The organism is Sphingobacterium sp. BIGb0165 (genome assembly GCF_024810095.1).
GTDB lineage: Bacteria > Bacteroidota > Bacteroidia > Sphingobacteriales > Sphingobacteriaceae > Sphingobacterium > Sphingobacterium detergens.
Map to the genome: position 1 here is coordinate 167,575 of NZ_JANUEB010000001.1, position 23,316 is coordinate 190,890.

Here is a 23,316-nt window from a genome sequence, read left to right on the forward strand (position 1 = left end):
AACAAGACCTAGGTTGGCCAATAAGTCAACCTAGGTTCTTATATGAAAAATATGAAAAGATCCATATTTAAATTAATGAGTTTGTTGATAGTTACTGCACCTCTATTACCATCTTGTCAAAAAGGAGAGTTGTTTGATACTAGTACGCCAAAGATTGTCGAAATAACTTTCAGCGGCTCCAGCTCTATTCCCTTGGAAATCATTTATGATGAAACCGTCGTTGATAGCACAAGAGGAGAATTCAATACAATGCCTAATCCATTTAAATTGAATATTGCAAAAGGTGGTGAAAATATATCTGTTCGCCAGAAAGGGAAAACAGCCATATTGAAAAGTTATAATATAAATGCTGAAAACTTTAAACAGCCATTTGGGATTTTTTATGATAATGGAAAAATATATGATTCGGGAATAAAGTATAAATTGGAAATTTTGGCCAAAAACAGTGGCCTGGATTTCTATCTGGATAACCAGATCATCCATAAAAATCCATATGAAGGATCGACTTTGGAGACGCTCACGATACCCGTTAATAAAGAGCAAAAACGATCGCTTACAGTAAGGAAAAAAGGCGAAAAAGAGATTTTGCTGACAAAAATAATAACAGCGGCTGATACGAATAAAATACTAAAATTTTATCTTGAGGGGAATGACCTAGTCGAGAATCTGACTATCCCGGCTTTGAAAAACCCAAAAGGGATGTCTGTGACCTTTAAGTTGCTAACAAATGTAAATACTATCGAAACTAAGTTTATTGGTGGCGATGTGGATTTAGTCGCTTATATTCGGAATTTGAACACGACTGATGTCAAAAAACCAAGCCCTGAATTGCGATTTACAACTCCCGCAAATCAATCTTTTGTAACAATGGAACTACCTCCACTTGCTGAGTCAGATTATTATACATTTGACTTAGTAAAAAAAGGAACCAATGAACCTGCATTTGTCAGTAACAATTCGATGAAAAAAGTAAATTTAGGATTTGGTAATTATGGTAGTTTTTATTTTTTTAATCCAGACTTCATGCTTTTCCTTCCGGGTGAAAGAATAATATGTACGATAATGCCTGCTGAAGAGACTGGAGGAGCTAATTATGATGAGATTTTCGTTACTCCAACAATCAACGAGTACCTTACAAATTGGATTAACTTTCAATGATTGTAGAGCTAAAGTAATTTGGTAGATAAAGTTGAGAAGTCCTCTGTGTAGGATTCTTGGCTTTTTTCGTTTATTGATTATCAAGTTAAGTAGTACCAAGGTCTGAGATATTGATGGTTGTTGATTAAAAATCTTTTGTTTATCAGGAAATTACTATTTTTAAATAAGGATACCGTATCCTGAAACTGATCAAACTTTGATTAAGTTTCTGAATAAAAAAAACAGTTAATTTATTGGTATTTAGATAAAAACGATGAAGAAGAATTTTGCAAAAGCAGAAATGTTTATTCGGAAAGATGTCGCTGAAGTGTTTCAGGCGATGGTAGACCCTGCGATTACAACTAAAATCTGGTTTACCAAGAGTTCGGGAAAACTAGAAAAGGGGAAGATTATTGAATGGGAATGGGAGATGTATAACCATAAGGTCAATGTTGAGGTGCTGGAGATCATAGAGAACCGAAAAATTATTTTCAACTGGGGCAATTATGACAGGCCTTCAATTGTCGAATGGGAATTTCGGGCGATAGAAGGGGGAACCTTTGTATCCGTGACCAATGAAATCGAACATGATACGCCCGAAAAGCTTATCGCTGAGGTGCGTGATAGTACTGAAGGATTTACACTTGTTTTGGCCAATCTGAAAGCATATCTGGAATTTAATATTTTGCTTAATCTGGTAGGAGATAGGTTCCCTGAAATGTAGGCAGCGTGAAAATAGAGTTTATAATGAGGATTGTTTTCGAAGATATGACTTTCGGATACGATCGCCTATAAAGATCAGCAGTCCGATGATCAAAATTACAATTAACGTCCTTACCAGCTTAAACTCATTGTATGCGCTGTAGTTGTCGTTTTGGTATTTGTTTGCTTTCAGATATATTTTGCCGCTGTGGTTATCTAGGATAAAATTAAATTGATTTAATATTTTATTGCCCAATAGGCTTTGCTTGGCATTCGGATAATCGGGATTATTGGCATTGGTTACAATGTTTTTAAATACCTGGTTCCCGATTTTGAGCTCCGGAATAACAATGATCTTTTTTCTGCCAAAAGAAAATAACGAGTGATATTTGTTCCAAAGACCATAACGATTTGTAAAATCGTCCCCAATAAGCATACTGCCATCCCGACCGGTATCAAATAGAAAATGGAAGGGATAATCCTGTTCTCCGACTTTAATATTGACTTCAAATCGGGGGCGATGTTGGAAATAGTCAACATCGTGAACATGATAGCCCTGTAGATCTTTGTTTATCTGATCGCTTAGGATCATAATCTTTTTCTCGTAATCAACTTCGATAATCTTGTCCCGGAACAGTGAATTTCCGATGATCATATCTTCACCATCCGCTAGATTTCGAATTTGTACCAACGGAACTTTATCCCAGCGTAATCCACCAATTTCCAAACTATTGATACTGGCACTGGGCTCATTGTTTGTTCCATCCGTATTCTGGACACTGATGTGACCATCAAATTTGACAGCCGTTTTTGCAGGAGATTGCTCACTGAGGCAGGTGATACCCGCTCCCAGATCAAACATGATCGTCAAGTTTTTATAACCATTGAGGCTTCCCTTAAAATAAAGACGACTATTTTTCATAAAAAAGGGAATGGTATCCGACGAGTGTATCGCTGGCTTAGATTGTACAGTCGGATTTAATAGTTGCTCATAATTGGCCGATATACGCGTTAGAATACGATCCCGTTCATTCAGTAATATGATAAAATCATAGGTTTTACCATAAGTAGTCGTAAAAGAAATGGAATCCTTATCGGTAATAAATGTGATCTTACGTTCTACTCTCGGCACCTGTGTATAATAAATATCGGGTGCCGTTGTTGGGGTTAATTTCCATACATCCTTAGCTAATAGCTTTCCATCACGGATACTAACCATGGGTTTGCTGGCCTGAATCACAGGTAGATTTTGTTGGCCTTGAGTTTTGGAGACCATAAACACGGCAAAACTCAAACTAAGGGCGAGAAGCTGTGCTGTTATTTTCATCTGTTTTATTTTTTAATTACGCGGTTCAATTCCCTTTGTAATAAAATCTGTAATCAACTTGTAATCGTTTTTTACTACGGCATAAGAAGCCTTGTTAAGCTGATCGCGATTTGCAGTGACTGATAGGTTCGTTTCATCCATATAGAGCTTGTAATGGGGGCCATTGACGGATGATAATACCGCCGTATCTCCCGACAAAACCAAAGTTTTACCCTCTTTTTCGCTCCAGGATTTAATATATTGGCCAATTGAAGCCGATTGTGCTTTTGGAAAGCTCGCCGTTAAAGTACAGAGTGAGCCATCTTCGGTGTAGATAACAGTTGTTTCAGAATGATTTACAGCAAATTGATCAAATAGCTTTTTACCAGATACGAATAAGCCAATACATAGTATAACTATTGCGATAAGGGTGTAATTTGTTTTCATGATTGATTTTTATGTTTACGGATGAAATAATAGACGAGCAAACCGAATGCTAAGCTTATACTCAGGATAATGGCTGAGTGAAAGCCAAGAGGTTGTGTAAAATAGCATAGCGTGAGTCCGACTGAGCCGGCAAATAATACACAGCACCAGCTTAAGGCTTGTTCTACAAGATTGTTTTCTTTCGGAAGGATCTCGATAACGATCTCCAAAGGTGCATTCCTTTCAATCAGGGTTCTACGTAAACGATCGTTTAGGAATAGCTTGATAAGCTTGAGCAAAAAAGAGGAAGCGATCCAGATGGACAGCAAAACAGCAATCGCGTTGAGCGAGAAAAAAACAACTTCCTTATCTGCAATCACTGAAGCAGCTTGTTGTGCAGCCATCGTCGGCATAATGTTGACTGCAAGCAGTACCAATGTTAAGTTCAAAATGCGTTTCATACAATTGATTTTATAGTATATCAGACCTACCAATCCAATTTAGGTTGCAAAGAATCTGTTTTTTTTATGATTGTGTTCATTTTTTGTCGATATCGGATGAGGGATAGTACGGTCTGTACGCTGATTAAAGAAAGCGGTAGGAGGGCAAAGAAATAACGTAAAATATCGGGAAGCTGAATAAATAACGTGATAAATTGTTTCCCGTAGATAACAGCAGCAACTGTAACCAATAGACCACCTAAGCTTGCCGCAAGGAGGGCTGCCCAATGAATTGGAGCCCTTTGGGGAATTAGCATACCGACAATATAATCGGGTAGATCAGGATCAAAGCTGGCCATGGGCAATTCTTGGATAGTCAAGTTGATCAACTGATAGTTTTCAAATTTGATTCTGCATGCTGCACAGGTGGAAATATGATCCATTTCCAATCTTGTTGTATCGTTAGGGGAATCAGCAAGAGCCTGCAATTGTTCTTCTGTTAAATGTGTACTGTTCATAGTTCCTCTCTTTTTTGTGATTTGAGTAGAATATCTTTTAATTGCTTGCGTGCACGAAACAAATAAGACTTTATGGTACCCTCCGGTAATTGTGTGATTTCAGAAATCTCCTGTAGACTCAATTCCTGTTGGTAATGTAATCCGATCAGCGTTTGATATAATGCGGAGAGCTGTGCCACAGCCTGTGCTATTGTCTGGCTAAGTTCGCGCGCAAAAAGCCTATTTTCTGTTTCGTTGCTGGCCGCTTGTACCATTTTATAATCTGTATAAGACGAATCAGCATTTTCAAAAAAACTTTCCATGAGGATAGGACGTTTTTTCTGCAGATAATGCAAGCAGGTATTATATGTAATCTGTCCGATCCAGGTCGACAATTTGCTCTGAAAACGAAATTGTCTTAGATTATTGAGAACTTTAATATAGACATCCTGTATAATGTCCCTACGTTCTGCAGCGACTGGGATCATTTTGTAAACCAAATGCGCGACGAGCTTCTCATGATCAACGATAAGCTTGCGGAATGCATGCGGATCCCGTTGGAGGATCTGAGAGACTAGTTCCCGGTCTGCTTGACGTTGTATAGCTGTTTCTGTGTTCACGGACAAATAAGACCCATAAGTGAAATTTAGGTTGCAATAATTCAAAAATAAATATTTTAAATTACTTATCTAACTGATTTTTAGTTTGTTTTGTTTTCTAGTTTCATGGGATTTCTTTATTGGAAATAAAGACTGTGATGAGGCCTACTCAGGAGCTCATTGTTTTTACGAGATAAGCTGTATATTCACGGGATAGATTCATACAGATTGTACTATTGAAAACTTTATGCCCATTACTGATGCGCAGGAATTTATTGCTGCTCTTTATCCTAAGTTTATACTGCCTTTACACGAAGGGGCAGGAGATAGACACAACATTTATTTATACCTATCCCAATGCATCTTGGATAACGAGTTATCTCTCTACAAGTGCGGTCAATATGACCACTGAAGACAAAACTTTTGAACCGAATAACCCCTTGAAAATCGGAGTGGGATTGGGAATCCGGAATACAATGATTAATTTTCTTGTGGGCACAAAGATTGTTTCATTAAAAGACAAGACATACGGTAAAACGAGTTCGACAGACTTTCAGGTACATCGCTATGGTCGAAAATTTGTGACAGATATCTATTTTCAGCGTTATAAGGGATTCTTTGCCATGGATGGAAAGGATACTAAGCTTTTTCCGGCGATGAAAATCAATCAGATGGGACTCGAACAGACCTATGTGTTCAATCACACACGATTTTCATTAAAAGCAGCCTTTGAACGAAGCGAGCGACAGCTTCAGAGTGCAGGGAGCTTCCTGCTAGGAGCCAATGTGTATTGGCATCAACTGCGGGATTTTGAAGGGTTTGACGGTAATTTTGTGCAAAATATCGACAATCTTCAAGTCGGAGCACAAGGAGGGTATGTACATTCCTGGGCTCTGGGGCAGCATTGGCTCATCACGGCATATACAACGATTGGTTTTAACATTGGAAACGATGTCGAAAATTTCAGGAACTTTCGTTTTAAAGTATACCCAACTGTATTGGCCAGGACAGTGGCCAGTTATACCAAGAAGGATTGGTCTTTCACCTATGGAATGATGATCAATAATAAAATGAACTTTTTTGAGGCAAAAAAAGACTATACAGTCACGAATGTAAATCTACAGTTGTCCGTAACCAGACAAATTAATTTTTCATTTTAATATTTCGGACATCTGGCTGTTTGAAATGCGCGACTTGGTTTCCCGTTTCATCGTAGCCTTTATTGCTACCATGAAACGGGTTTATCTTTAAGGAATGATCTGTTTGTTCCGCATTTCATCGAATAACCGAAAAAACATCTGTTCGGTATCAATGTACTCATGGAACCCGAATCTTCTTGCTTTGCTACCATCTGCAAAAAAGTCGTAATTCCAGGAGAAGACAAAGTCGCCGAATGCCCAGGCGGAGACTTCCTGATAATTATAATTCAATCCCTGTTGCTTCTGTATGTCTTCCCATATATTTTCTTTATTGGACATCATAGTTTGTAGGTTTAGAGGTAGGGGCGTGTCGACTTCCATGTTAAAATATTTTGCAATTTTGGGCCAGAGATCTTTCCAGCGAAATAAATCTCCATTGTTAATATTAAAAGCCTGGTTGGCCGCTCGAGGTTCTGTTGCCGCCCATATAGTTGCCTTTGCCAATAAAGTAGCATCTGTCATCTCGAGTAAGGTGTCGTATGCACCAATCTTGCCCGGAAAACGAAGTGGAATATTTAATTTCTTGGAAATAGTAGCGTATACAGCGATCAGTAGTGCAAGGTTCATCGGGTTTCCAGGTGTCGTTCCGCCCACAACCGATGGCCGGATAGCAGACCAGGTCCACTGTTTGCCAATTTGTTGCTGTTGAAGGTATTGTAGCTGGCTGGTATTAAATTCAGGAGGCATATGACCAGCATCAGATTCTTTGGCCGGTGTTTTAAATGGGCCGAGGTGGGCGCCATAAACCTTATAACCCTGCATAAGACTAACATGTTGCAGGGATTTGGCTACGGGCTCAATAGCTGTTATTACATTGACCAACATCCTCAAATTAGGTTCGACTAATGCGGCCCAACTGTCCTTGTCCTGATAAGCTGCATAAAAGATATGCGTTACAGTGGTTAAATCACTTAGTTTGTTGACCGTGTCTGTTAAATCCAGTAAATCTACAGCAACATAATGAACATGGTCATGATCGGTCCCGCCACGACGGGACAGCCCGATAATATCCCAGTTGCCCAGACTGCTAAGATGTTCAATAAGATTTGTGCTGATAACACCATTGGCGCCCACAATCAATGCCGTATTTTTTATAGTTTCCATATGAATTGCTTTTTAACAAAATTAGCGTTGCTTTGAATCCAAGAGAGGTAAAAATCGGCTATAATTTTGTAAATTTCTGAAATGGAACGCTATCGACAATTTGAACCTATCCTGATCTCGGAATTTAAATCCAGCGCTTGGACACATCCAGAGCATAATCACAATCACTACGAACTTATCTTTATTTTGAGTGGGGAGGGAACTCATGTGATCAATGGCTATGCCGTACCTTATCAAAGTGATGCTGTTTTCTTTATCGGACCAGAAGAGTATCACTATTTTGATATCAAGCAGGAGACGCATTTTATTTATTTAAAATTTACAGATGCTTACATCTATCGGACTACAGCCGAATCGGGTAATTTAACCCGTCAATTGGAGTATTTAATAAAAAGCAGGGAAACTCATCAGCATGGATTCCCACTTCTTGCAGCTGATCTACAGACTGTTCGTCTGCTGTTTAATGTGATTGCGTCCCTAAAACACGATATCTTTGCGAATCAGGATTTAATATGGCATCAGCTGCTCAGCATTTCAATGCTGCTGGCGAGAAATATGCCCGAATTACAGATGGATGGTCCTAGAAGTCGCGATCTACAGGCGATGTTTTGTTATATTCATAAAAACATATATACACCAAATCTGTTGAGATCTCAGGTAATGGCTCCTCATTTCAATATTGCTGCTGATTATTTGGGCACCTATTTCAAACGTCAGGTTGGTATGACAATAAGGACTTATATCCATCAATATCGGAATACACTTATTCGGCAACGCATAGCCGCCGGAAGAATGATTTTAAAAGAAATTGCCGAAGAGTTTGGATTGACAGATGTCAGTCATCTGACCAAGATCTTGGGGAAAGAGGTCTAAAGAAAAACAACAAAGCCAGCAAAAACATTTAAGTTTTTTGCTGGCTTTGTTATGATGCAGTCTCGAAACGATTACTGACAGATCGTACGATGATTGTTATCGTAGAGAGGTAATAAATTTGCTATCGAGCTGTATTTATAATGTATACCCAGATAATTAATTACAAGGTATTTTCTTCTTGCCGGCACCTGTACCTTTAATCACGGTTGTACCATCAACAAGTTGGGTAACTTTTACAGCATTACTTTGTGTACCATTCCATGGGAAAGTATTGAATGCATTACCATTGGTTAAAACAAGGGGATACAACTCCCCACCGGAAGTCTTGCTACCGAACATGGTCACCTGGCCAGTTCTGCTGATCACAAGTTTAATCAATGGTTTGGTTGCTGTACCTTTTAGCCCATAGATGCTGCCAACTCGTCTATTTGATTCAACGTCGGTTCCCTCATATTTGCTTCCATCAGCAAACTGGATATTTTGCGTTGAAGATGCGCCTGCATTCTGGAATTGAATTTCTTGTTTCGCCAATTTGACACCATTTACCTCCATATTGAAAGCGTTGTCCAATTCGGTAATATCAAATACAAAACCATAATCTGCTACCGGTGCGGTGAAGCTGCGTTCAATCGTTTTACCATTCGCATAGAATACACCATCTTTCCTAATTCCTTTTACGCCACCAGAAGTTGTTTCGGGATAACTCCAGTTTAGTCCATCACTTGTCACGTTCTGTGTACAGGTTTTGAAATTAAGTTTCAGGTCATATTTCTGTCCTGGATTGATCTTTACATTTGGGATACTAACATTTGACTTCGTTTCACCATCGATCGTCAGCGTTCCTAAGTTAAGTGTTCCAGTGCTAGTTCCTGGGTGGATCAATAGGGAAGGAGAACTAACTACTGTACGTAAGCCTGTACCTAAACTTGGAAATTGTGCCAATACACCCGCATTGTTCAGTCCATTGTAAGTTAGAGCCTCATCCGATAGTTTGAAGTTCGCTGTAGAATGGCTTGGTTTGAAGACTGCATTTTCAAGTTTGGTGATTGCACCAGTCATGTTCGGATCCATTGTCAAGGTCGTGATGATCTGACTGAAGCGGTGTTTTAACACAACATTTAAGTTGTTTACACCTGTATTCAATTTCAAGTTGCCCGTAAAAAACATTAAATCTCCGCTGATATTGTCTAAACTAGCTGAAGACAGTTTGTTCTGGTTATTGATATTGGGTACTGTGCTTGTACTATTGATGGAATAAGCAATGAAGGTATAAGTTTTCCCTGCGTCGAGAGCGATACCAGCAGCAGTTGATTCACCGCCATAACTGTAGATCTTTTCAGTAACATAAGTACCTTGGTTGTCATAAACAACAACTTTATACTTGATATCTTTGTCTAGTGGTTTTTCTGTTACTTGTGCAGCTGCAACTTTTGGGCTCGATGCAGCAACTAATCCTTTTTTAACAGCCGCCGCCGAGCTGTTTGTCAAAACAACATCAATGGAGCATCCGTTACCAAAAGGAACCGTCATTTCCTGTACATCTGATGTATTGTTTGACGCTAGAGACGCTTTTGTAGATCCCTGCTTTTGACCAACAGCGTTACTCTCGTCCTCCGTATAGGCTTCAACACCCTGTAGATTGATCTTAACCACTGTTTCTCCTGTTAAATCTGTAGTTTCACCACTCTTTTTACAAGAGTAGAGGCTTGAGCCCGTTAGTACAATGCACGTTAGCATTAGTATATTTTTCAGATTACGATAAGACTTTAAATTCATGTAATTAGATATTTTATGTAATGGATTTCTTTATTTTAATGAAATTTTATGTGTTATATACCAAGCTTTTAGCTATACCCTTATCCAAAAATATTTAAGTAAAAGCTGTGTATTTTTTTATGTGTCAGTAATATGATAACGATTATGGCAAATGCTTTTCTGACGCAAAATTAAATGGAACTTTTTGTTTAAGAAGTATTGTTTGATGAATGAAGTTTTTCCTGTAGAGAAACATCTACATAGCGACAACAGGCGCTGTGTTCCATATCAGTGATGATGTAGCTTACGCTTTAAAAAGAAGTTGTAACGTGTAAAATCTTATAATATGCACACATTAGGCAAAAAAATGGATGCTTATTGCAAATCGAAAAGCTGTAATTTTGCCTCCAAAGTTTTACTGTTTTTATCGGCTTCAACGTATTGGTAATTACGGAGTAAAGCCAATCTATCAGAGCAGCCACTGTCCATTCTGAAAAACTTGATAGATTAGGCTAGTATAAAACAAACTATATGTTGAATTTTAAACAATTATTTAAATGATATTACCTTTTGAACCCCATGATCCAAAATGGAAAAAACAATTTGAGTCCATTAAACTAGAGCTTCAATTCCTGTTGAAACCCTTAAATCCTCAAATTGATCATATCGGCAGTACTGCGGTGGAAGGTCTTTCAGCGAAACCAATCATTGATATACAGATCGGGGTGGAGAACGAAACTGATCTAGACTGGTTACCGGGTTTATTGAAACTACCGAATATTGTTTATTATGAAAAATATAATCAGAACTGGCCAGAACGCCGATTTTTTATATTATTGAAAGAACCTATCTATAAAATTGCTGTTCCAGATGTCGTAAAAATGGGGGATGATATACCAGCAATCTTGCATGATCATGACCTTCGTATCGCACATTTGCATGCGTTTGTAAAAGGTTCGTCCGATTGGACAAGACACCTCGCATTTCGCGACTATCTAATCGCACATCCAATGATCCGGGAAAGCTATCAGGAGCTCAAGGAAAAATTAACTCAGCTCGATTGGAAGGATGGAAATGATTATAATATGGGGAAAGATCTATTTTTAAAAGCACAGGAAAAAATCGCTTTAGCATGGTACAAGGAGAGCACCCAATGATCACGGAAAATATACTGATTAAGGATAAAAACTATAGGCTGTACATTGGTTATCAGGACAATGAAGCCTTACGGTTGGAATTTAATCGAATGACACAGCATTTTTGGGAGTTTGATTTTGAAAATTATTATCAATCTGGTTTTTGGGATGATAAATGCATCTTGTATTCTCTATTTGATGAGGATAAAATAGTAGCACACACCACGGTAAGTCTGTTTGAACAAGAAGGAAAAAAATTAATTCAACTAGGAACAGTAATGACCGATGAAAATTATCAGCGTCAAGGCTTGAGTAGTTTTCTGTTACGACGGATTAGTAGGGATTTTGTGCATCAAACTAAAGGTATGTTTTTATTTGCAAATAATGAGGTATTGGATTTTTATCCAAAATTTGACTTTCTCCCAGTCCCGGAATATACAGCATTTAAAACCGTTAAAAATACGAATATGACCACAGTATTGACCAAACGTAAGTTGAACCTCGACAATGCCGAGGATCTGAAGCTAGTTGAAAACTTGGTGGAACAGGCTGTTTCTAATACACAATTTCAAACTAAAAGTAAGGGTTTAGCCCTTTTCTATTGCTATGCTTATCCCGCAATGGGATTTAAAGAATCAATTTATTATATTGAGGAATGGAACTGTGCTGTCGTGGCACAAGTGGAAAATAATATTTTGTATATGATAGAACTGTTTTCCACGAATGAAGTTGATCTGAATGCAGTGATCAATGCTTTTGCTGATTTTTCGTTTACAGAGGTTGTTTTTGGATTTACACCGAAGCATACTGAAGGTCTCGAATGGCGAATATGGAAAGAAGACGATCTGCAATTATTTGTTACGCAAGAGCTATTGTCGTTTTTTGAAGAAGAGCGCATGAAAGTGGCGACCTTATCGCATACCTAGAATCGGATCGGAGGAAGATATGACAAACAAATTAAAAGAAATAGCAAGTGGGCTTGCTGGTACAAAAACATTAAATGACTTTGTTGAATATGCTGGTGTGGCAGCTGCTATAGAAACAGTGGCCGGCAATATTTATACTGGAATCAGCATTGATACGGCTTGCTCCATGGGCTTTTGCGCCGAGCATAGCGCTGTTGCTGAAATGCTGAAACACCATGAATCTCAAGTCAGGGCATTTGTTGCTGTGGATGCTGCGGGAAATGCCGTTCCCCCCTGTGGGCGTTGTAGAGAATTGATAAGCCAGCTTGCCAAGACTAATCTTGATGCAATCGTGGAAGTGAAAAATGGAGTATTCAAATCCTTAAAGGAATTACTGCCTTTTGACTGGAAAGAAGATCTCGATAGGAATTGGTGATTTTCAGGATGGGCCAATTGGTATAAATTAAATAATTAGTGGAATAAAATGGGAAAAATAGGATCAAATTATAAGAAGATAAATTTAGCGGACTGGAACCGAAAGGAGCACTTTTCAGTCTATCGTAGCCAGATGAAATGCGGCTTTAGCCTCACGACAAAAATTAATATCACTAACCTGCTTCCTTTTATAAAGGAAAATAGCTATAAATTTTATCCTGTCATGATTTACCTGATTACAAGGGCCGTAAACAATCATGACGCTTTTAAGATGGCCATGAAGGAAGGAGAGCTCATTGTTTGGGATTATGTAAATCCGATATATACTGTGCTGCATCCGGAAACGGAAACTTTTTCGGCGCTATCGACTGTATACGATGAAGATTTTGCAGCGTTTATGGACAATTACAATCGTGTTGCCGAAAGACATGCCGACGATTTACGTTTTTTTCCGGAGACACCCCCGGAGAATCATTTTAATATTTCAGCAATCCCATGGATCAATTTTGATAGTTTTAACCTTCATATTGCCGACTTTACAGATTATTTTGCACCTTCCTTTACCATTGGAAAATATCAGCAACAAGCTGATGAAATCTTAATGCCTATAGCAATTCAGGTGCATCATGCTGTCTGTGATGGAATACATGTCGCTAAATTGATTGCGACACTGGAAGCATATTGTAAGGATATCGGGACAGTTCTTAAATCTCAGGTATAAATCTAATAAATCGCCTTGTCCAGAACAGTCCTTTTGTCTGGATTCTGTCTGTACGCCAAACTGTTTTGTTTTTTGGTAATAAACAAATGATAGCTCAATGAAAATACGACAATTAACGCAATCAGATATTCCTCAGCTGCTGCAAACTATTAATGGAGCTTTTAAGGATTATATTGTTCCATTTCAACTCGATATAGAGCAATTGCGACAGAAAATCAGAACGGAAGATATTCAGTTAACTTGGTCTGTTGCTGTGTTTAAGGAGAACAAACTTGTCGCATTTATGATACATGGTCTGCGGGAAATAGATCGTCAACTTGTGGTCTACAATGGTGGCACGGGTGTACTGCCTGAATTCCGGGGGCATGGGTTAGTGGGGAAAATGTATCATTATCTAATCCCTTTTTTTAACGAGAACAAGGTCAGGCAGGTTGTTTTGGAAGCAATAGAAAATAACGGAGCGGCCATCCGTGCCTATGAGAAAAGTGGTTTTTCGATCAATAGACAATTGCTATGTTTTAGTGGTGTTATTCAGCCGGCTAGGGTGAGCGATGTGGTGAGAATCCAGTCGCTGTCTAATTTCTCCTGGCGGGAATTTCAATCGTTTTGGGATATTTTACCAAGTTGGCAAAGCGCGGCACAGAGTATGGATCGTTTGCAACCTAGTGCATTAGGAGCATATATCGACGACAAACTTGTGGGCTATATTCTTTTTAATCCTGGAAACAAGCGGATATACCAAGTCGCTGTGGCATCCGAATATCGGCGGAAAGGAATTGGAACGCAGCTTTTTCAGACCCTTAAAGAAGAAATGCCTGCGGAAAAAATAAGTTTCAACAACGTTGATGCGAAAGCGGAAGATGTGAAATTATTTTTGGAAAAACAGGGATTGGTCAATGGCATCAATCAAGTTGAAATGATAAAACTGCTATAAAACAGGTGCTCGCATGACAAATGTGGATTTTCTTGGCATTTGACCAAACAATAACATCTCGTTGTGAGTATATTAAGAGACAATCGGTATGATATTATACAAAAAGTTAGCAAACGAACTGGTCCGATTAGCAGACGATGATCTCCTATTACGGAACGAACTGGCCGAGAAGGGGGAACTTCAAAAGGGCTATCATCCCGCAATGGAGGCCGTTCACCGTGATAATGCGAAGCGATTACGCGAAATAATTGCCGAGATAGGTTATCCCGGTATTTCAAAAGTAGGAGCAAAGGCCAGTGAGGCGACATGGTTAATTGTGCAGCATGCCATCTCAGAACCCGATTTCATGCTACACTGCTATCAACTGATGATCAATGAAAAAGAAGATATCAACCCTGCCCATATAGCTTATTTATACGATAGAATACATTATTTTAAGAGCCAACCACAGCGTTTTGGAACACAGCTGACCGCTGATGGTAGAATCTATCCGGTTGAGGACAAAGAGAACCTTAATAAACAGCGTTTGCGGATGAATCTACCCGAGCTTTCACAGATGAAACTTGATACCGTGTATGATTTAGACCAGCTGGCGACTTTGGATCAGCAGGATATGGATTATACGATCTGGCGAAAGGAAGTAGGCTGGCTATAGTTCTTTTTAAGCAAGGCAAATATTTCACCATCTACGAAACGCCCCTTCTCAAAGAAATAGTCATGGAGAATTCCCTCGGAAACAAGATCCATTTTTTCCAGCAACCTACGGGAAGCTAAGTTGTCAGGGTCAATAAAAGCCTCGATGCGATTGAGTTTATAGCTGTCGAAACCAAAAGAAATAATAGCGGAAATAGCTTCTGTCATCATGCCCTGTTGCCAGAAGTCAGGATGAAGTTCATAGCCGATCTCTGCACGAAAATGCTCGGTGGAAAAATTATGAAAACCACAAGAACCAATGAGCTGATCCGGACTGTCCTTTAAACAAATCGCCCAACGGACAGCCTCTTTTTCCAGAAAATTTTTCTGCCAGGTTTTTACAAGCTCATAAGCCTCGTCCAGATGCTGGAATGTTGGTAAATCGAAATATAATGTTACCTCATCTTTTGAAAAATAAGAAAATAGAGCAGGAGCATCCGAATCTTGGATTTGACGTAAATAAAGACGTTCTGTTGTTAAAATTGGGAATGTATCCGATATCATAACAGTAAAAATAATAAAATATGTTCAAAAGCAGAATGATGATTTGAATTTTCGACATTTTTTGTATGTTTGTCTAGTAATGACAATGCAACAGGAAAATATTAGGGAAGAAATTATTCTTTCGTCGATGAAAGTGTTTGAAACTTATGGTTTTACGCGGGTTTCAATGCAGGATATTTCTAAAGCCTGTGGTAAGGGACGTAGTACACTGTACTACTATTTTACGAGCAAGATGGACGTTTTTGACGCAATAGCCGAATATTTATGTCAGCAGGTGTTTACAATAGCCAAAGAAAGTTATAGCCGGGAAGCTTCTCTAGAGGATAATTTGGTCGGTTTTCTAAGGGCTAAATTGCGTCAGATCAATTTGATTACTAAACGTTTTCACTTGGCTTTTGAGGATATGAAATCCGATCCGGCATTGATGGTCTCCAAGACACGTCATATGTTGGATGATGAAATTGAATTGATCCGTGATATGATCGGGATCGCTATTGCCAAAGGGGAAATCCAGTTTCTTGAAGAAAAGGATATTCTCTTTCTCTCAGAGATGTTGGTAACGACATCGCGTTGTTTTGAGCAGGAAGTATTGCTATTTGATCGGTTTCCTGACTTTGAGGCAAGGCTTGCCTGGTTGACTAGTATATGTGTAAAGGGGTTAAAATAAGCTGTTTTTAGACGCTTTTAGGCCCTAGTAAATAGATGAGCATTTGCTCGTTTTTTTAGCGATAGGTTTCGACATAAATACAAAATATGTCTATTTGAATAGGTGTTTGTTGATGTGACAATTGGAATGTCTAACGAAAATACAAAATAACATGATATTAAATGCAAAAATAGGAAGGGTACGAAGGACGTTAACTGCGCCAAAATATGTGCTCGTGTTGGTTGAAACGGATGAGAATATACGACCGGAGTCTACTGGGTTGTTGAATTCGGAGTTTGATTGTTATCTATTGGTGCATCAGGAAATCGAACGACTGGATGAATTGGCGCTTGCATTGGAAAATACGAATAAAGAAGTTCGATTGGCTCGCAATTTTAATGAATTGAAGGACAAAGGAATTTTGATTGACCAGTTAAACCAAATTACTGTTAAGATATTGAAATAAATCTATTATGTATAAAGTTGTTTACTCCCTATCGCGCAAATTGAAATGGAAGGCAAGTGAGCTCTATCATTTCCTATATCAGAGTTTTCCAGAGATCAAGAATATTGATTTATTGTTGGATGACCGGCAGTTTTTACTTGTTGTTAAAATTAATAGCCGTTTAGAATTTTCAATTTTGAATATTTGTCAGCAACGGGGAATTAACATGCAGTTTGTCCAGGTGGAAGATGTAGACTGAAGATCTGCGACCATCCGGTTCAACGCATTGTTATAACGCATAAATTCACATGTCCTAGTTTTCGATTCGGCGGATGAAGAAGTATAAATATGAGGTGTTCACTTCCAAAATCGAGGAAAACATCAAAAACGGAATATTAAAAGCAGGTGACAGGTTACCTTCTATTCGGCAGGTAAAAGAAGAATATGGTTTAAGTACGAGCTCAGTCCAGAGTGGATACGATGATCTCATGTTTAAAGGACTAGCGACGAGCTTCCCCCGTTGCGGTTATCACGTCGCTGTGAGGACAAAAAACGTAAATGATGAAACGTTAAAGACGTTAAATCCCATTCCCCGAAATGCCGTATTCAGAGATAACATGAGTCTAACCTCTTATCGAAAACAACACGCTGAGACTGCTTTTTTTAATGCTGCAACACCATCAGATCTGTTTGTACCACAGAAATTGGTACTACGAACCATGCAACAGATCATTCGCGAAAAATCAGCAGCACTATTGCGGTATTATCCCAGTAATGGGAGTGATGAGCTAAGAGAACTGATTGCACGACGTTCGGCACAACATGGGGCAGCCATCAGCATGGATGAACTACTGATTACTGACGGTGCATTGCAGGCTTTCTATATTGCCTTAGCCATAACTACCGAACCCAATGATATTGTGGCCATAGAGAGCCCCTGTGTTTTTTCTATGCTGGAGGTCATTGCCAGTCTACGTTTGAGAACCATCGAAATTCCCGTTCGTGGAGAGGGTGGCTTAGATACAGAATACCTTAAAAATGCCTGTCGTAAAAATAATGTTAAGGCGATCGTTGTGACGCCAAATTTTCATAATCCGACAGGAATTTTAATGTCGGGGGAGACGAAGCATACGGTATATGAAATTGCTCATTTTCATCATATCCCAATTATTGAAAACGATATTTATGGGGATCTCTATTTCAGCCATTCCCGACCTACAACTATTCGGAATCTCGATAACGAAGGTCTTGTGCTTACTTTTTCGTCATTCGCGAAAACCATTGCCCCTGGAATCCGTTTAGGTTGGTTAGCTCCTGGAAAATTTTTTGGAAAAGCTGAGCGATTGAAATTTTCGCTTGGGAGATCAGTCTCACCGCTTAATCAGGAGCTCATCACAAAATTGTTGAATACATCGAGTTACGATAGGCATCTCCGAATATTTCGGCAGCAACTAAAAAAGCAGGCATTACAGTTGGTAGAGCAAATCAATCGCTGTTTTCCCGCAGAGAGTCATACCTATACACCCGCTGGAGGATATAGTTTATGGACCAGATTACCGGCAACCATCGATATGCAAATGTTCTATGATAACTGTGATAAATCTGGCGCTTACTTTGCACCGGGGGCAATTTTTTCCTTTACAAATGCATATGATCATTGCTTTAGAACTGTTTTCTCCCAACGTATTGCAGACATACATCTTGAAACGATAGCAAACATTGGAGATCTCCTTAAAAAGGAACTGTACTGATCTATCCTTCATGATCTGAACCGAGAATCCCTGGGCCGAAGCCTGTAAATTTGTGTTTTAATAATGTGATATGAATTTACAAACGAAATTTACCATTGCGTCAGAGGAGGGATTGAAACTGTTGTTCCTATTGAAAAAGGAACAGATCCATCGTATGTATGACAACCAGGTCGACTCAAAAGACCTTAAAAATTATCTTGATATACAATTGAGTAATCAAAGAGCGGCAGACGAACTCAACAATCTGAGTACACAGCTGATCAGCATTTTTGTAGACGCTGAACCTGTAGGCTATGCTATGATGAAGCAATCGCCTGTTCCTGAGCTATTAAAGGGTGTTAAAGTGATCCATTATGCCGACTTTTACATTCGAGATCAATATGATAATCAGGCGATAAGGGAGTGCCTATGGAAGAAATGTCAATCGGTTACGAACTTTTACAACGCATGCTGGATCGAATTGCTGCAAACTGACCCGCTGGTTCCTTTTTTTGAAGATTGTGGGTTTCGCATCGAGCAGCAGTCCCTTATGGAACCTTTTGGAAAGAAATCCTATATCATGATATGGAAGCGGAACTGATAAAAAATCATGATGAACTCAGTTCATCATGATTTTTTGCATATTATCTATAAATAGTTGAATTTTACTTCAGGATATGGAAGAACGTCTCATGACAAACAAAGGTCGGTGGTATTCAAAGCGGTATTTACAGGAGTTTATACTGTTTACCGCCATGTTTTTGCTGACGATGCTCCATGAATGGATGAAAATAGATACCATTATCGATTTTATCAAAGGCTTGGTATTTTTTAGCCTATTATATATGCAGGCACAGTTGCACCGTCATTTCTTTTTCTCATTCTTCATGAAGAAAAAGTATTTTATCTATGTGATCGGTGCTGTTTTTTCAACTTTAACTGGAGCAGCACTCTTGGTTGTGGTTAATTATTTCTGGATAGATACCGCCTATTATGAAAGAGGGGAGATATCCGTATTCCAAGATTTTGCCTACCAAATTATGCTATGTGTGATAAGTACATTTACAATGCTCTCTTTTTTCCTCTTACGCCAATATGCCAATGAGGTTGAGAAAAGAAATGAAGCACAGCTGATGTTAAGTGAGATCAATGTGAAATATTTACATGCACAGCTAAATCCCCATTTTTTCTTTAACATGTTCAACAACCTTTATGGCGTGAGCTTAACTGAGCCATTCCGTACACCTGAACTGATCTTGAAACTATCGGAATTGATGCGATATCAGTTGGAAAATGCCAATAGAGATACGATAAGCCTAAAGGAGGAAGTTGCTTTTATCGCTAATTACGTTGCTATGGAGAAGGAACGTATTGGCAAACGCTGTGCGATAAGGTATGTGGTAGCAGGGGAGGACGATGAATTGAATCGCTATCGGATTGCACCATTACTTTTGATCACATTGATTGAAAATGCCTTTAAACATAGCCTTACAAACGAAAGGAGATGGCATGTGGATATCTTTATTACTTTTAACGATGGTTCATTGACAGTGGATATCAAAAATTCGTTGGCAGATAAACTACTGAAAAATAATTCCACAGGTCTCGGACTAACGAATACCCGCCAACGTTTAGCTTTGCTTTATCCGACACGATATAAGTTGCAGTGTGTTGAAATAGCGCATGATTACCATACTTTTTTAACATTAAATTTAAAATCTTCAGCATATGAATGAGCGTTTGAGGTGCATTGTGGTTGACGACGAAGAAGGGGCGCATCTAGTCCTTCATCATTACATCAAGGATATCAAAAAATTGGATCTTAAAGCTTCATTCTATCATCCCGTTGAAGCAATGGATTATATGTATGATCATGAAGTTGATCTTATTTTTTTGGATATCAATATGCCCGGATTGAATGGCTTGGAGATGTTAAGAGCGCTGTCTAATCCGCCTATGGTAATTTTAACAACAGCATATAAAGAATATGCTTTGGAAAGTTACGAATATAGAGTGGTTGATTACCTGGTGAAACCTTTTGACATCAGGCGGTTTATGTCAGCGATTGACAACGTTTTCTCCAGATATCCATCGGTCAAACCTACGGTATTGGATCATCCTGTCGTGCTTGCCACTGCAGCAACCTCCTCTGTAGTCGTTAAAGTGGATGGTGATTTTGTGCGGATTATGTGTAAAGACATCATATATATCCAAAGCTGGGGCAATTATGTTAAGATTTTCACCACATCGGGATCCTTTGTGAGTTCACTAACGACAGCTGAAATGGAACAAAAGTTGGACAAAGATCTTTTTATGCGAATACATAAATCACATATTGTCTCACTGGAGCGTGTCAGTAAAATTTCAGGCGGTTCGGCCGAGTTAGATTCTGGGGAGAAATTGCCGATTGGATCGACTTATCGGCGGGAGCTTCTGCTGTATTTTCAAAAGTAGTATTGAAACTCCGATATATTGTGTGCTGATACTGAGACTAATCAGATTATTTTTCAAACATTGCTGTTCTAAACTAAACTTTTTTGATTACCAAGGGTTATTTTTAACGAAACAATTCATCATAGATCATTTATTTTAATATGAGTACATTTTCAATAAAAGCTTTCGGAACCGAAGCTCCGACGGCGGACTTAAAACAACTGGAGGTACAACGTCGTGCGGTCACGGCAAAAGATGTAGAAATTGATATTCTATACTGTGGCGTTTGTCACTCTGACTTACATACGGCACGTAATGAATGGGGCGGAACAATTTACCCCAATGTTCCCGGTCATGAGATCGTGGGACGGATTACAAAAGTAGGATCCGATGTGTCGAAATTTAAAGTCGGCGATCTTGCCGGTGTTGGCTGCATGGTTGACAGTTGTCGTGAATGCGAGAGTTGTAAAGAGGGATTGGAGCAATATTGCGAGAATGGAAATATTCAAACATACAATGGCCATGATAAGCATTTGGACAAACAGACCTTTGGCGGATATTCGGAGCGTGTCGTGGTGGATCAGGATTTTGTCTTGCATATTCCCGAAAACTTGGATTTAGCAGCGACTGCGCCTCTACTTTGTGCAGGTATCACAACATATTCGCCATTACGGCATTGGAAGGTTGGTCCCGGACAAAAAGTAGGCATCGTGGGCATTGGTGGTTTGGGACATATGGGCGTGAAAATAGCCAAAGCAATGGGGGCGCATGTCGTCGTGATCACAACTTCTGCAAGTAAAGTAGAAGATGCCAAACGCCTGGGTGCGGATGAAGTCATTTTGTCTACCGACCAGGAACAGATGAAAAAAAATGCGGGTACTTTGCATTTTATTTTGGATTGTGTCTCCGCGCAACACGATATCAACGCCTACTTGAGCCTATTGAAACGCGACGGCTCACTGACACTTGTCGGTGCTCCTGAACATCCACTGCCGGTAGCTCCATTTAGCTTAATCCCTACACGTAAAAGTTTCTCCGGATCGATGATCGGTGGTATTGCCGAAACGCAAGAAATGCTGGATTTCTGCGGAAAGCATAATATCACTTCAGATATAGAATTAATACGTATGCAGGATATCAATCAGGCTTACGACAGATTGTTAAAGAGCGATGTGAAATATCGTTTTGTTATCGATATGGATAGTTTAAAAAATAATTAAAATCAGTTCGGACAAAGCTAAACCAAGAGAACATGCTTTCAGTCTAGTATAGGCTTAGCTTTGTTCGATCAATCAGCGTTTTTTTGGAGGATTTATTTCTTTGTTATCAAATTAAACAGGTGGGGCTCGGCAGAAGTTGATCGAGTTACCTCTATTTTTATGGAGAAAAGTAAAGTTGTGGTGTTTTGGTTCCGCCGGGACCTTCGTTTGGAAGACAATGTAGGGTTATCTCAGGCATTGGGGAAGGGGTTTCCTGTGTTGCCGATATTTATATTCGATGAAGATATTTTAGGCCGATTGGAAGATAAGTTTGACCGACGTGTAGATTATATCCACCAGGCTCTTGGTGGAATAAATAAAAAACTAAAGGAATATGGGGCTACTTTAACGACCTTTCATGGTAGTCCATTGGCAATTTTTAAAACATTGCATGAGCAATACGATATTCAGGAAGTCTATTGTAATAGCGATTACGAACCTAAAGCGATCCGACGGGATCGGACGATCGTTGAATTTTTCAATGCTGCTGGAATTCCATTTAATGCTGTAAAAGATCAGGTTATTTTTGATAAACATGAGCTATTGAAAAATGATGGTACACCCTACACTGTTTATACACCTTATGCAAAAAGATGGCGGGAGAAATTAACGGCGGAAGATTATCAATCCATTGATCAAATAGAAGGGCATTTTTTTCAGCAGACGTACGCGCCGATAATTCCCTTGGAAAAAATAGGGTTTAAAAAGACCGATTTGACTTTCGAACCACCACGACTGAATGCAGCTATTATTGATACCTACGATAGGTATCGTGATTATCCTGCCTTAGAGGGGACGACCAACTTGGGTATTGCGCTTCGTTTTGGAACAAGTAGTATTCGTCGCTGTGTGGCTTTTGCAAAACAGCATAATGAGGTCTGGCTGTCTGAATTGATCTGGCGGGAGTTTTTTATGCAGATCTTATTTCATTTTCCGAATGTGGTCAACGAATCCTTTAAAAAGAAATACGACGATATCCAGTGGCGCAACGATGAAACGGATTTTGAACGCTGGTGTCAAGGAAAAACAGGCTACCCTTTGGTCGATGCGGGTATGCGGCAATTGAACAGTACCGGTTATATGCATAATCGTGTACGTATGGTTGCTGCTAGTTTTCTATGCAAGCATTTATTGATTGATTGGCGATGGGGAGAGGCCTATTTTGCGCAAAAGCTCAACGATTATGATTTATCTGCGAATAATGGGAATTGGCAATGGGCAGCAGGAAGTGGTTGCGATGCCGCCCCATATTTTAGGGTGTTTAACCCGATTATTCAGGCCGAAAAATTTGATAAAAAACAAGAATATAGTAGACAATGGATTCCCGAACTTGGGACAACAGATTATCCTGAACCTATTATAGCACATCCGATCGCCAGAGAACGTGCGCTAAAAACTTATGCAGCAGCATTGAAGTAAGCGAAGGATGATGATAAA

General features: G+C 39.2%; 27 protein-coding genes. 19 read left to right on the plus strand and 8 right to left on the minus strand.

What is annotated here, in order from left to right:
• Positions 1–42: 42 nt before the first annotated feature.
• Both M2408_RS00725 and M2408_RS00730 read left to right on the plus strand, forming a co-directional pair.
• Positions 43–1,158 (plus strand): hypothetical protein, encoded by a 1,116-nt coding sequence (locus M2408_RS00725; RefSeq protein ID WP_259178371.1) that lies wholly within the window; start codon positions 43–45, stop codon positions 1,156–1,158.
• A 253-nt stretch (positions 1,159–1,411) separates the two neighbouring features.
• Positions 1,412–1,861, plus strand: coding sequence for an SRPBCC family protein (locus tag M2408_RS00730; protein ID WP_259178372.1), 450 nt, complete (start codon positions 1,412–1,414; stop codon positions 1,859–1,861).
• Between the two features lie 18 nt (positions 1,862–1,879).
• Here the strand turns inward: M2408_RS00730 and M2408_RS00735 are convergent, their stop codons facing one another.
• Genes M2408_RS00735 through M2408_RS00755 form a run of 5 tightly spaced genes read right to left on the minus strand, consistent with a single transcriptional unit; the run spans position 1,880 to position 5,128 of the window.
• Positions 1,880–3,166, minus strand: coding sequence for a retroviral-like aspartic protease family protein (locus tag M2408_RS00735; protein WP_259178374.1), 1,287 nt, complete (start codon positions 3,164–3,166; stop codon positions 1,880–1,882).
• A 12-nt stretch (positions 3,167–3,178) separates the two neighbouring features.
• Entirely contained in the window at positions 3,179–3,592 is a 414-nt protein-coding gene (locus M2408_RS00740) for a hypothetical protein (RefSeq protein WP_259178377.1), read from the minus strand.
• Entirely contained in the window at positions 3,589–4,032 is a 444-nt protein-coding gene (locus M2408_RS00745) for a hypothetical protein (protein WP_259178378.1), read from the minus strand. Before M2408_RS00745 ends, M2408_RS00740 begins: the two co-directional genes overlap by 4 nt.
• A 26-nt stretch (positions 4,033–4,058) precedes the next feature.
• On the minus strand, positions 4,059–4,529 hold the full coding sequence (locus M2408_RS00750; RefSeq protein ID WP_259178379.1) for a hypothetical protein: 471 nt from the start codon (positions 4,527–4,529) through the stop codon (positions 4,059–4,061).
• A complete protein-coding gene (locus tag M2408_RS00755; protein WP_259178380.1) occupies positions 4,526–5,128 on the minus strand; it encodes an RNA polymerase sigma factor in 603 nt (200 codons plus the stop codon). Before M2408_RS00755 ends, M2408_RS00750 begins: the two co-directional genes overlap by 4 nt.
• Positions 5,129–5,367: 239 nt before the next feature.
• Between M2408_RS00755 and M2408_RS00760 the strand changes: the two genes are divergently transcribed.
• Positions 5,368–6,267 carry a DUF4421 domain-containing protein gene (locus tag M2408_RS00760; RefSeq protein WP_259178382.1) on the plus strand — a complete coding sequence of 300 codons (900 nt, stop codon included), beginning with the start codon at positions 5,368–5,370 and terminating at the stop codon, positions 6,265–6,267.
• A gap of 87 nt (positions 6,268–6,354) precedes the next feature.
• Here the strand turns inward: M2408_RS00760 and M2408_RS00765 are convergent, their stop codons facing one another.
• Positions 6,355–7,410 (minus strand): SDR family oxidoreductase, encoded by a 1,056-nt coding sequence (locus tag M2408_RS00765; protein WP_259178386.1) that lies wholly within the window; start codon positions 7,408–7,410, stop codon positions 6,355–6,357.
• Between the two features lie 81 nt (positions 7,411–7,491).
• Here M2408_RS00765 and M2408_RS00770 point away from each other — a divergent pair, with 81 nt between their 5' ends.
• Positions 7,492–8,283 (plus strand): AraC family transcriptional regulator, encoded by a 792-nt coding sequence (locus M2408_RS00770; protein WP_259178388.1) that lies wholly within the window; start codon positions 7,492–7,494, stop codon positions 8,281–8,283.
• A gap of 156 nt (positions 8,284–8,439) precedes the next feature.
• On the opposite strand, the gene M2408_RS00775 is transcribed toward M2408_RS00770, so the two are convergent.
• Complete coding sequence (locus M2408_RS00775) at positions 8,440–10,020, minus strand: fimbrillin family protein (protein WP_259178389.1); 1,581 nt, start codon at positions 10,018–10,020, stop codon at positions 8,440–8,442.
• A 575-nt stretch (positions 10,021–10,595) separates the two neighbouring features.
• Here M2408_RS00775 and M2408_RS00780 point away from each other — a divergent pair.
• The 6 genes from M2408_RS00780 (at position 10,596) to M2408_RS00805 (ending at position 14,824) form a co-directional block, all read left to right on the plus strand.
• Positions 10,596–11,195 (plus strand): GrpB family protein, encoded by a 600-nt coding sequence (locus M2408_RS00780; protein WP_259178391.1) that lies wholly within the window; start codon positions 10,596–10,598, stop codon positions 11,193–11,195.
• Positions 11,171–12,100 (plus strand): GNAT family N-acetyltransferase, encoded by a 930-nt coding sequence (locus M2408_RS00785; protein ID WP_259178393.1) that lies wholly within the window; start codon positions 11,171–11,173, stop codon positions 12,098–12,100. The genes M2408_RS00780 and M2408_RS00785 overlap by 25 nt, the downstream gene beginning before the upstream one ends.
• 19 nt (positions 12,101–12,119) lie before the next feature.
• Positions 12,120–12,515 carry a cytidine deaminase gene (locus M2408_RS00790; RefSeq protein ID WP_259178395.1) on the plus strand — a complete coding sequence of 132 codons (396 nt, stop codon included), beginning with the start codon at positions 12,120–12,122 and terminating at the stop codon, positions 12,513–12,515.
• 48 nt (positions 12,516–12,563) lie between these two features.
• Complete coding sequence (catA, locus tag M2408_RS00795; RefSeq protein ID WP_259178396.1) at positions 12,564–13,235, plus strand: type A chloramphenicol O-acetyltransferase; 672 nt, start codon at positions 12,564–12,566, stop codon at positions 13,233–13,235.
• Between the two features lie 97 nt (positions 13,236–13,332).
• Positions 13,333–14,169, plus strand: coding sequence for a GNAT family N-acetyltransferase (locus M2408_RS00800; protein WP_259178398.1), 837 nt, complete (start codon positions 13,333–13,335; stop codon positions 14,167–14,169).
• Between the two features lie 88 nt (positions 14,170–14,257).
• Positions 14,258–14,824: a DUF6624 domain-containing protein gene (locus tag M2408_RS00805; protein ID WP_259178401.1), complete on the plus strand. Its 567-nt coding sequence runs from the start codon at positions 14,258–14,260 to the stop codon at positions 14,822–14,824.
• Here the strand turns inward: M2408_RS00805 and M2408_RS00810 are convergent.
• Positions 14,788–15,366: a GNAT family N-acetyltransferase gene (locus M2408_RS00810; protein ID WP_259178403.1), complete on the minus strand. Its 579-nt coding sequence runs from the start codon at positions 15,364–15,366 to the stop codon at positions 14,788–14,790. The two genes, M2408_RS00805 and M2408_RS00810, sit on opposite strands and share 37 nt — an antisense overlap.
• 85 nt (positions 15,367–15,451) lie before the next feature.
• Here M2408_RS00810 and M2408_RS00815 point away from each other — a divergent pair, with 85 nt between their 5' ends.
• The 9 genes from M2408_RS00815 to M2408_RS00855 all read left to right on the plus strand — a co-directional run bounded on the left by M2408_RS00815 (position 15,452) and on the right by M2408_RS00855 (position 23,298).
• Positions 15,452–16,033: a TetR/AcrR family transcriptional regulator gene (locus M2408_RS00815; protein WP_259178405.1), complete on the plus strand. Its 582-nt coding sequence runs from the start codon at positions 15,452–15,454 to the stop codon at positions 16,031–16,033.
• Between the two features lie 151 nt (positions 16,034–16,184).
• Entirely contained in the window at positions 16,185–16,478 is a 294-nt protein-coding gene (locus M2408_RS00820) for a hypothetical protein (RefSeq protein ID WP_259178407.1), read from the plus strand.
• 7 nt (positions 16,479–16,485) lie between these two features.
• Entirely contained in the window at positions 16,486–16,716 is a 231-nt protein-coding gene (locus M2408_RS00825) for a hypothetical protein (protein ID WP_259178409.1), read from the plus strand.
• 73 nt (positions 16,717–16,789) lie between these two features.
• The gene (locus M2408_RS00830) at positions 16,790–18,208 is read left to right on the plus strand and encodes a PLP-dependent aminotransferase family protein (RefSeq protein ID WP_259178412.1); all 1,419 of its coding nucleotides are present in this window, start codon (positions 16,790–16,792) and stop codon (positions 18,206–18,208) included.
• Between the two features lie 70 nt (positions 18,209–18,278).
• Entirely contained in the window at positions 18,279–18,788 is a 510-nt protein-coding gene (locus M2408_RS00835; RefSeq protein ID WP_259178413.1) for a GNAT family N-acetyltransferase, read from the plus strand.
• Between the two features lie 76 nt (positions 18,789–18,864).
• The gene (locus tag M2408_RS00840) at positions 18,865–19,923 is read left to right on the plus strand and encodes a sensor histidine kinase (protein ID WP_259178414.1); all 1,059 of its coding nucleotides are present in this window, start codon (positions 18,865–18,867) and stop codon (positions 19,921–19,923) included.
• The gene (locus tag M2408_RS00845) at positions 19,916–20,641 is read left to right on the plus strand and encodes a LytTR family DNA-binding domain-containing protein (RefSeq protein WP_259178416.1); all 726 of its coding nucleotides are present in this window, start codon (positions 19,916–19,918) and stop codon (positions 20,639–20,641) included. Before M2408_RS00840 ends, M2408_RS00845 begins: the two co-directional genes overlap by 8 nt.
• Before the next feature lie 140 nt (positions 20,642–20,781).
• Positions 20,782–21,840 (plus strand): NAD(P)-dependent alcohol dehydrogenase, encoded by a 1,059-nt coding sequence (locus M2408_RS00850; RefSeq protein WP_259178417.1) that lies wholly within the window; start codon positions 20,782–20,784, stop codon positions 21,838–21,840.
• 159 nt (positions 21,841–21,999) lie between these two features.
• A complete protein-coding gene (locus M2408_RS00855; protein WP_259178419.1) occupies positions 22,000–23,298 on the plus strand; it encodes a deoxyribodipyrimidine photo-lyase in 1,299 nt (432 codons plus the stop codon).
• Positions 23,299–23,316 lie beyond the last annotated feature (18 nt).

Coding starts and splice junctions, on each gene's coding strand:
- M2408_RS00725 (WP_259178371.1), top strand. CDS start 43: ATGAAAAATATGAAAAGATCCATATTTAAATTAATGAGTTTGTTGATA.
- M2408_RS00730 (WP_259178372.1), top strand. CDS start 1,412: ATGAAGAAGAATTTTGCAAAAGCAGAAATGTTTATTCGGAAAGATGTC.
- M2408_RS00735 (WP_259178374.1), bottom strand. CDS start 3,166: ATGAAAATAACAGCACAGCTTCTCGCCCTTAGTTTGAGTTTTGCCGTG.
- M2408_RS00740 (WP_259178377.1), bottom strand. CDS start 3,592: ATGAAAACAAATTACACCCTTATCGCAATAGTTATACTATGTATTGGC.
- M2408_RS00745 (WP_259178378.1), bottom strand. CDS start 4,032: ATGAAACGCATTTTGAACTTAACATTGGTACTGCTTGCAGTCAACATT.
- M2408_RS00750 (WP_259178379.1), bottom strand. CDS start 4,529: ATGAACAGTACACATTTAACAGAAGAACAATTGCAGGCTCTTGCTGAT.
- M2408_RS00760 (WP_259178382.1), top strand. CDS start 5,368: ATGCGCAGGAATTTATTGCTGCTCTTTATCCTAAGTTTATACTGCCTT.
- M2408_RS00765 (WP_259178386.1), bottom strand. CDS start 7,410: ATGGAAACTATAAAAAATACGGCATTGATTGTGGGCGCCAATGGTGTT.
- M2408_RS00770 (WP_259178388.1), top strand. CDS start 7,492: ATGGAACGCTATCGACAATTTGAACCTATCCTGATCTCGGAATTTAAA.
- M2408_RS00775 (WP_259178389.1), bottom strand. CDS start 10,020: ATGCTAACGTGCATTGTACTAACGGGCTCAAGCCTCTACTCTTGTAAA.
- M2408_RS00780 (WP_259178391.1), top strand. CDS start 10,596: ATGATATTACCTTTTGAACCCCATGATCCAAAATGGAAAAAACAATTT.
- M2408_RS00785 (WP_259178393.1), top strand. CDS start 11,171: ATGGTACAAGGAGAGCACCCAATGATCACGGAAAATATACTGATTAAG.
- M2408_RS00790 (WP_259178395.1), top strand. CDS start 12,120: ATGACAAACAAATTAAAAGAAATAGCAAGTGGGCTTGCTGGTACAAAA.
- catA (WP_259178396.1), top strand. CDS start 12,564: ATGGGAAAAATAGGATCAAATTATAAGAAGATAAATTTAGCGGACTGG.
- M2408_RS00800 (WP_259178398.1), top strand. CDS start 13,333: ATGAAAATACGACAATTAACGCAATCAGATATTCCTCAGCTGCTGCAA.
- M2408_RS00805 (WP_259178401.1), top strand. CDS start 14,258: ATGATATTATACAAAAAGTTAGCAAACGAACTGGTCCGATTAGCAGAC.
- M2408_RS00810 (WP_259178403.1), bottom strand. CDS start 15,366: ATGATATCGGATACATTCCCAATTTTAACAACAGAACGTCTTTATTTA.
- M2408_RS00815 (WP_259178405.1), top strand. CDS start 15,452: ATGCAACAGGAAAATATTAGGGAAGAAATTATTCTTTCGTCGATGAAA.
- M2408_RS00820 (WP_259178407.1), top strand. CDS start 16,185: ATGATATTAAATGCAAAAATAGGAAGGGTACGAAGGACGTTAACTGCG.
- M2408_RS00825 (WP_259178409.1), top strand. CDS start 16,486: ATGTATAAAGTTGTTTACTCCCTATCGCGCAAATTGAAATGGAAGGCA.
- M2408_RS00830 (WP_259178412.1), top strand. CDS start 16,790: ATGAAGAAGTATAAATATGAGGTGTTCACTTCCAAAATCGAGGAAAAC.
- M2408_RS00835 (WP_259178413.1), top strand. CDS start 18,279: ATGAATTTACAAACGAAATTTACCATTGCGTCAGAGGAGGGATTGAAA.
- M2408_RS00840 (WP_259178414.1), top strand. CDS start 18,865: ATGGAAGAACGTCTCATGACAAACAAAGGTCGGTGGTATTCAAAGCGG.
- M2408_RS00845 (WP_259178416.1), top strand. CDS start 19,916: ATGAATGAGCGTTTGAGGTGCATTGTGGTTGACGACGAAGAAGGGGCG.
- M2408_RS00850 (WP_259178417.1), top strand. CDS start 20,782: ATGAGTACATTTTCAATAAAAGCTTTCGGAACCGAAGCTCCGACGGCG.
- M2408_RS00855 (WP_259178419.1), top strand. CDS start 22,000: ATGGAGAAAAGTAAAGTTGTGGTGTTTTGGTTCCGCCGGGACCTTCGT.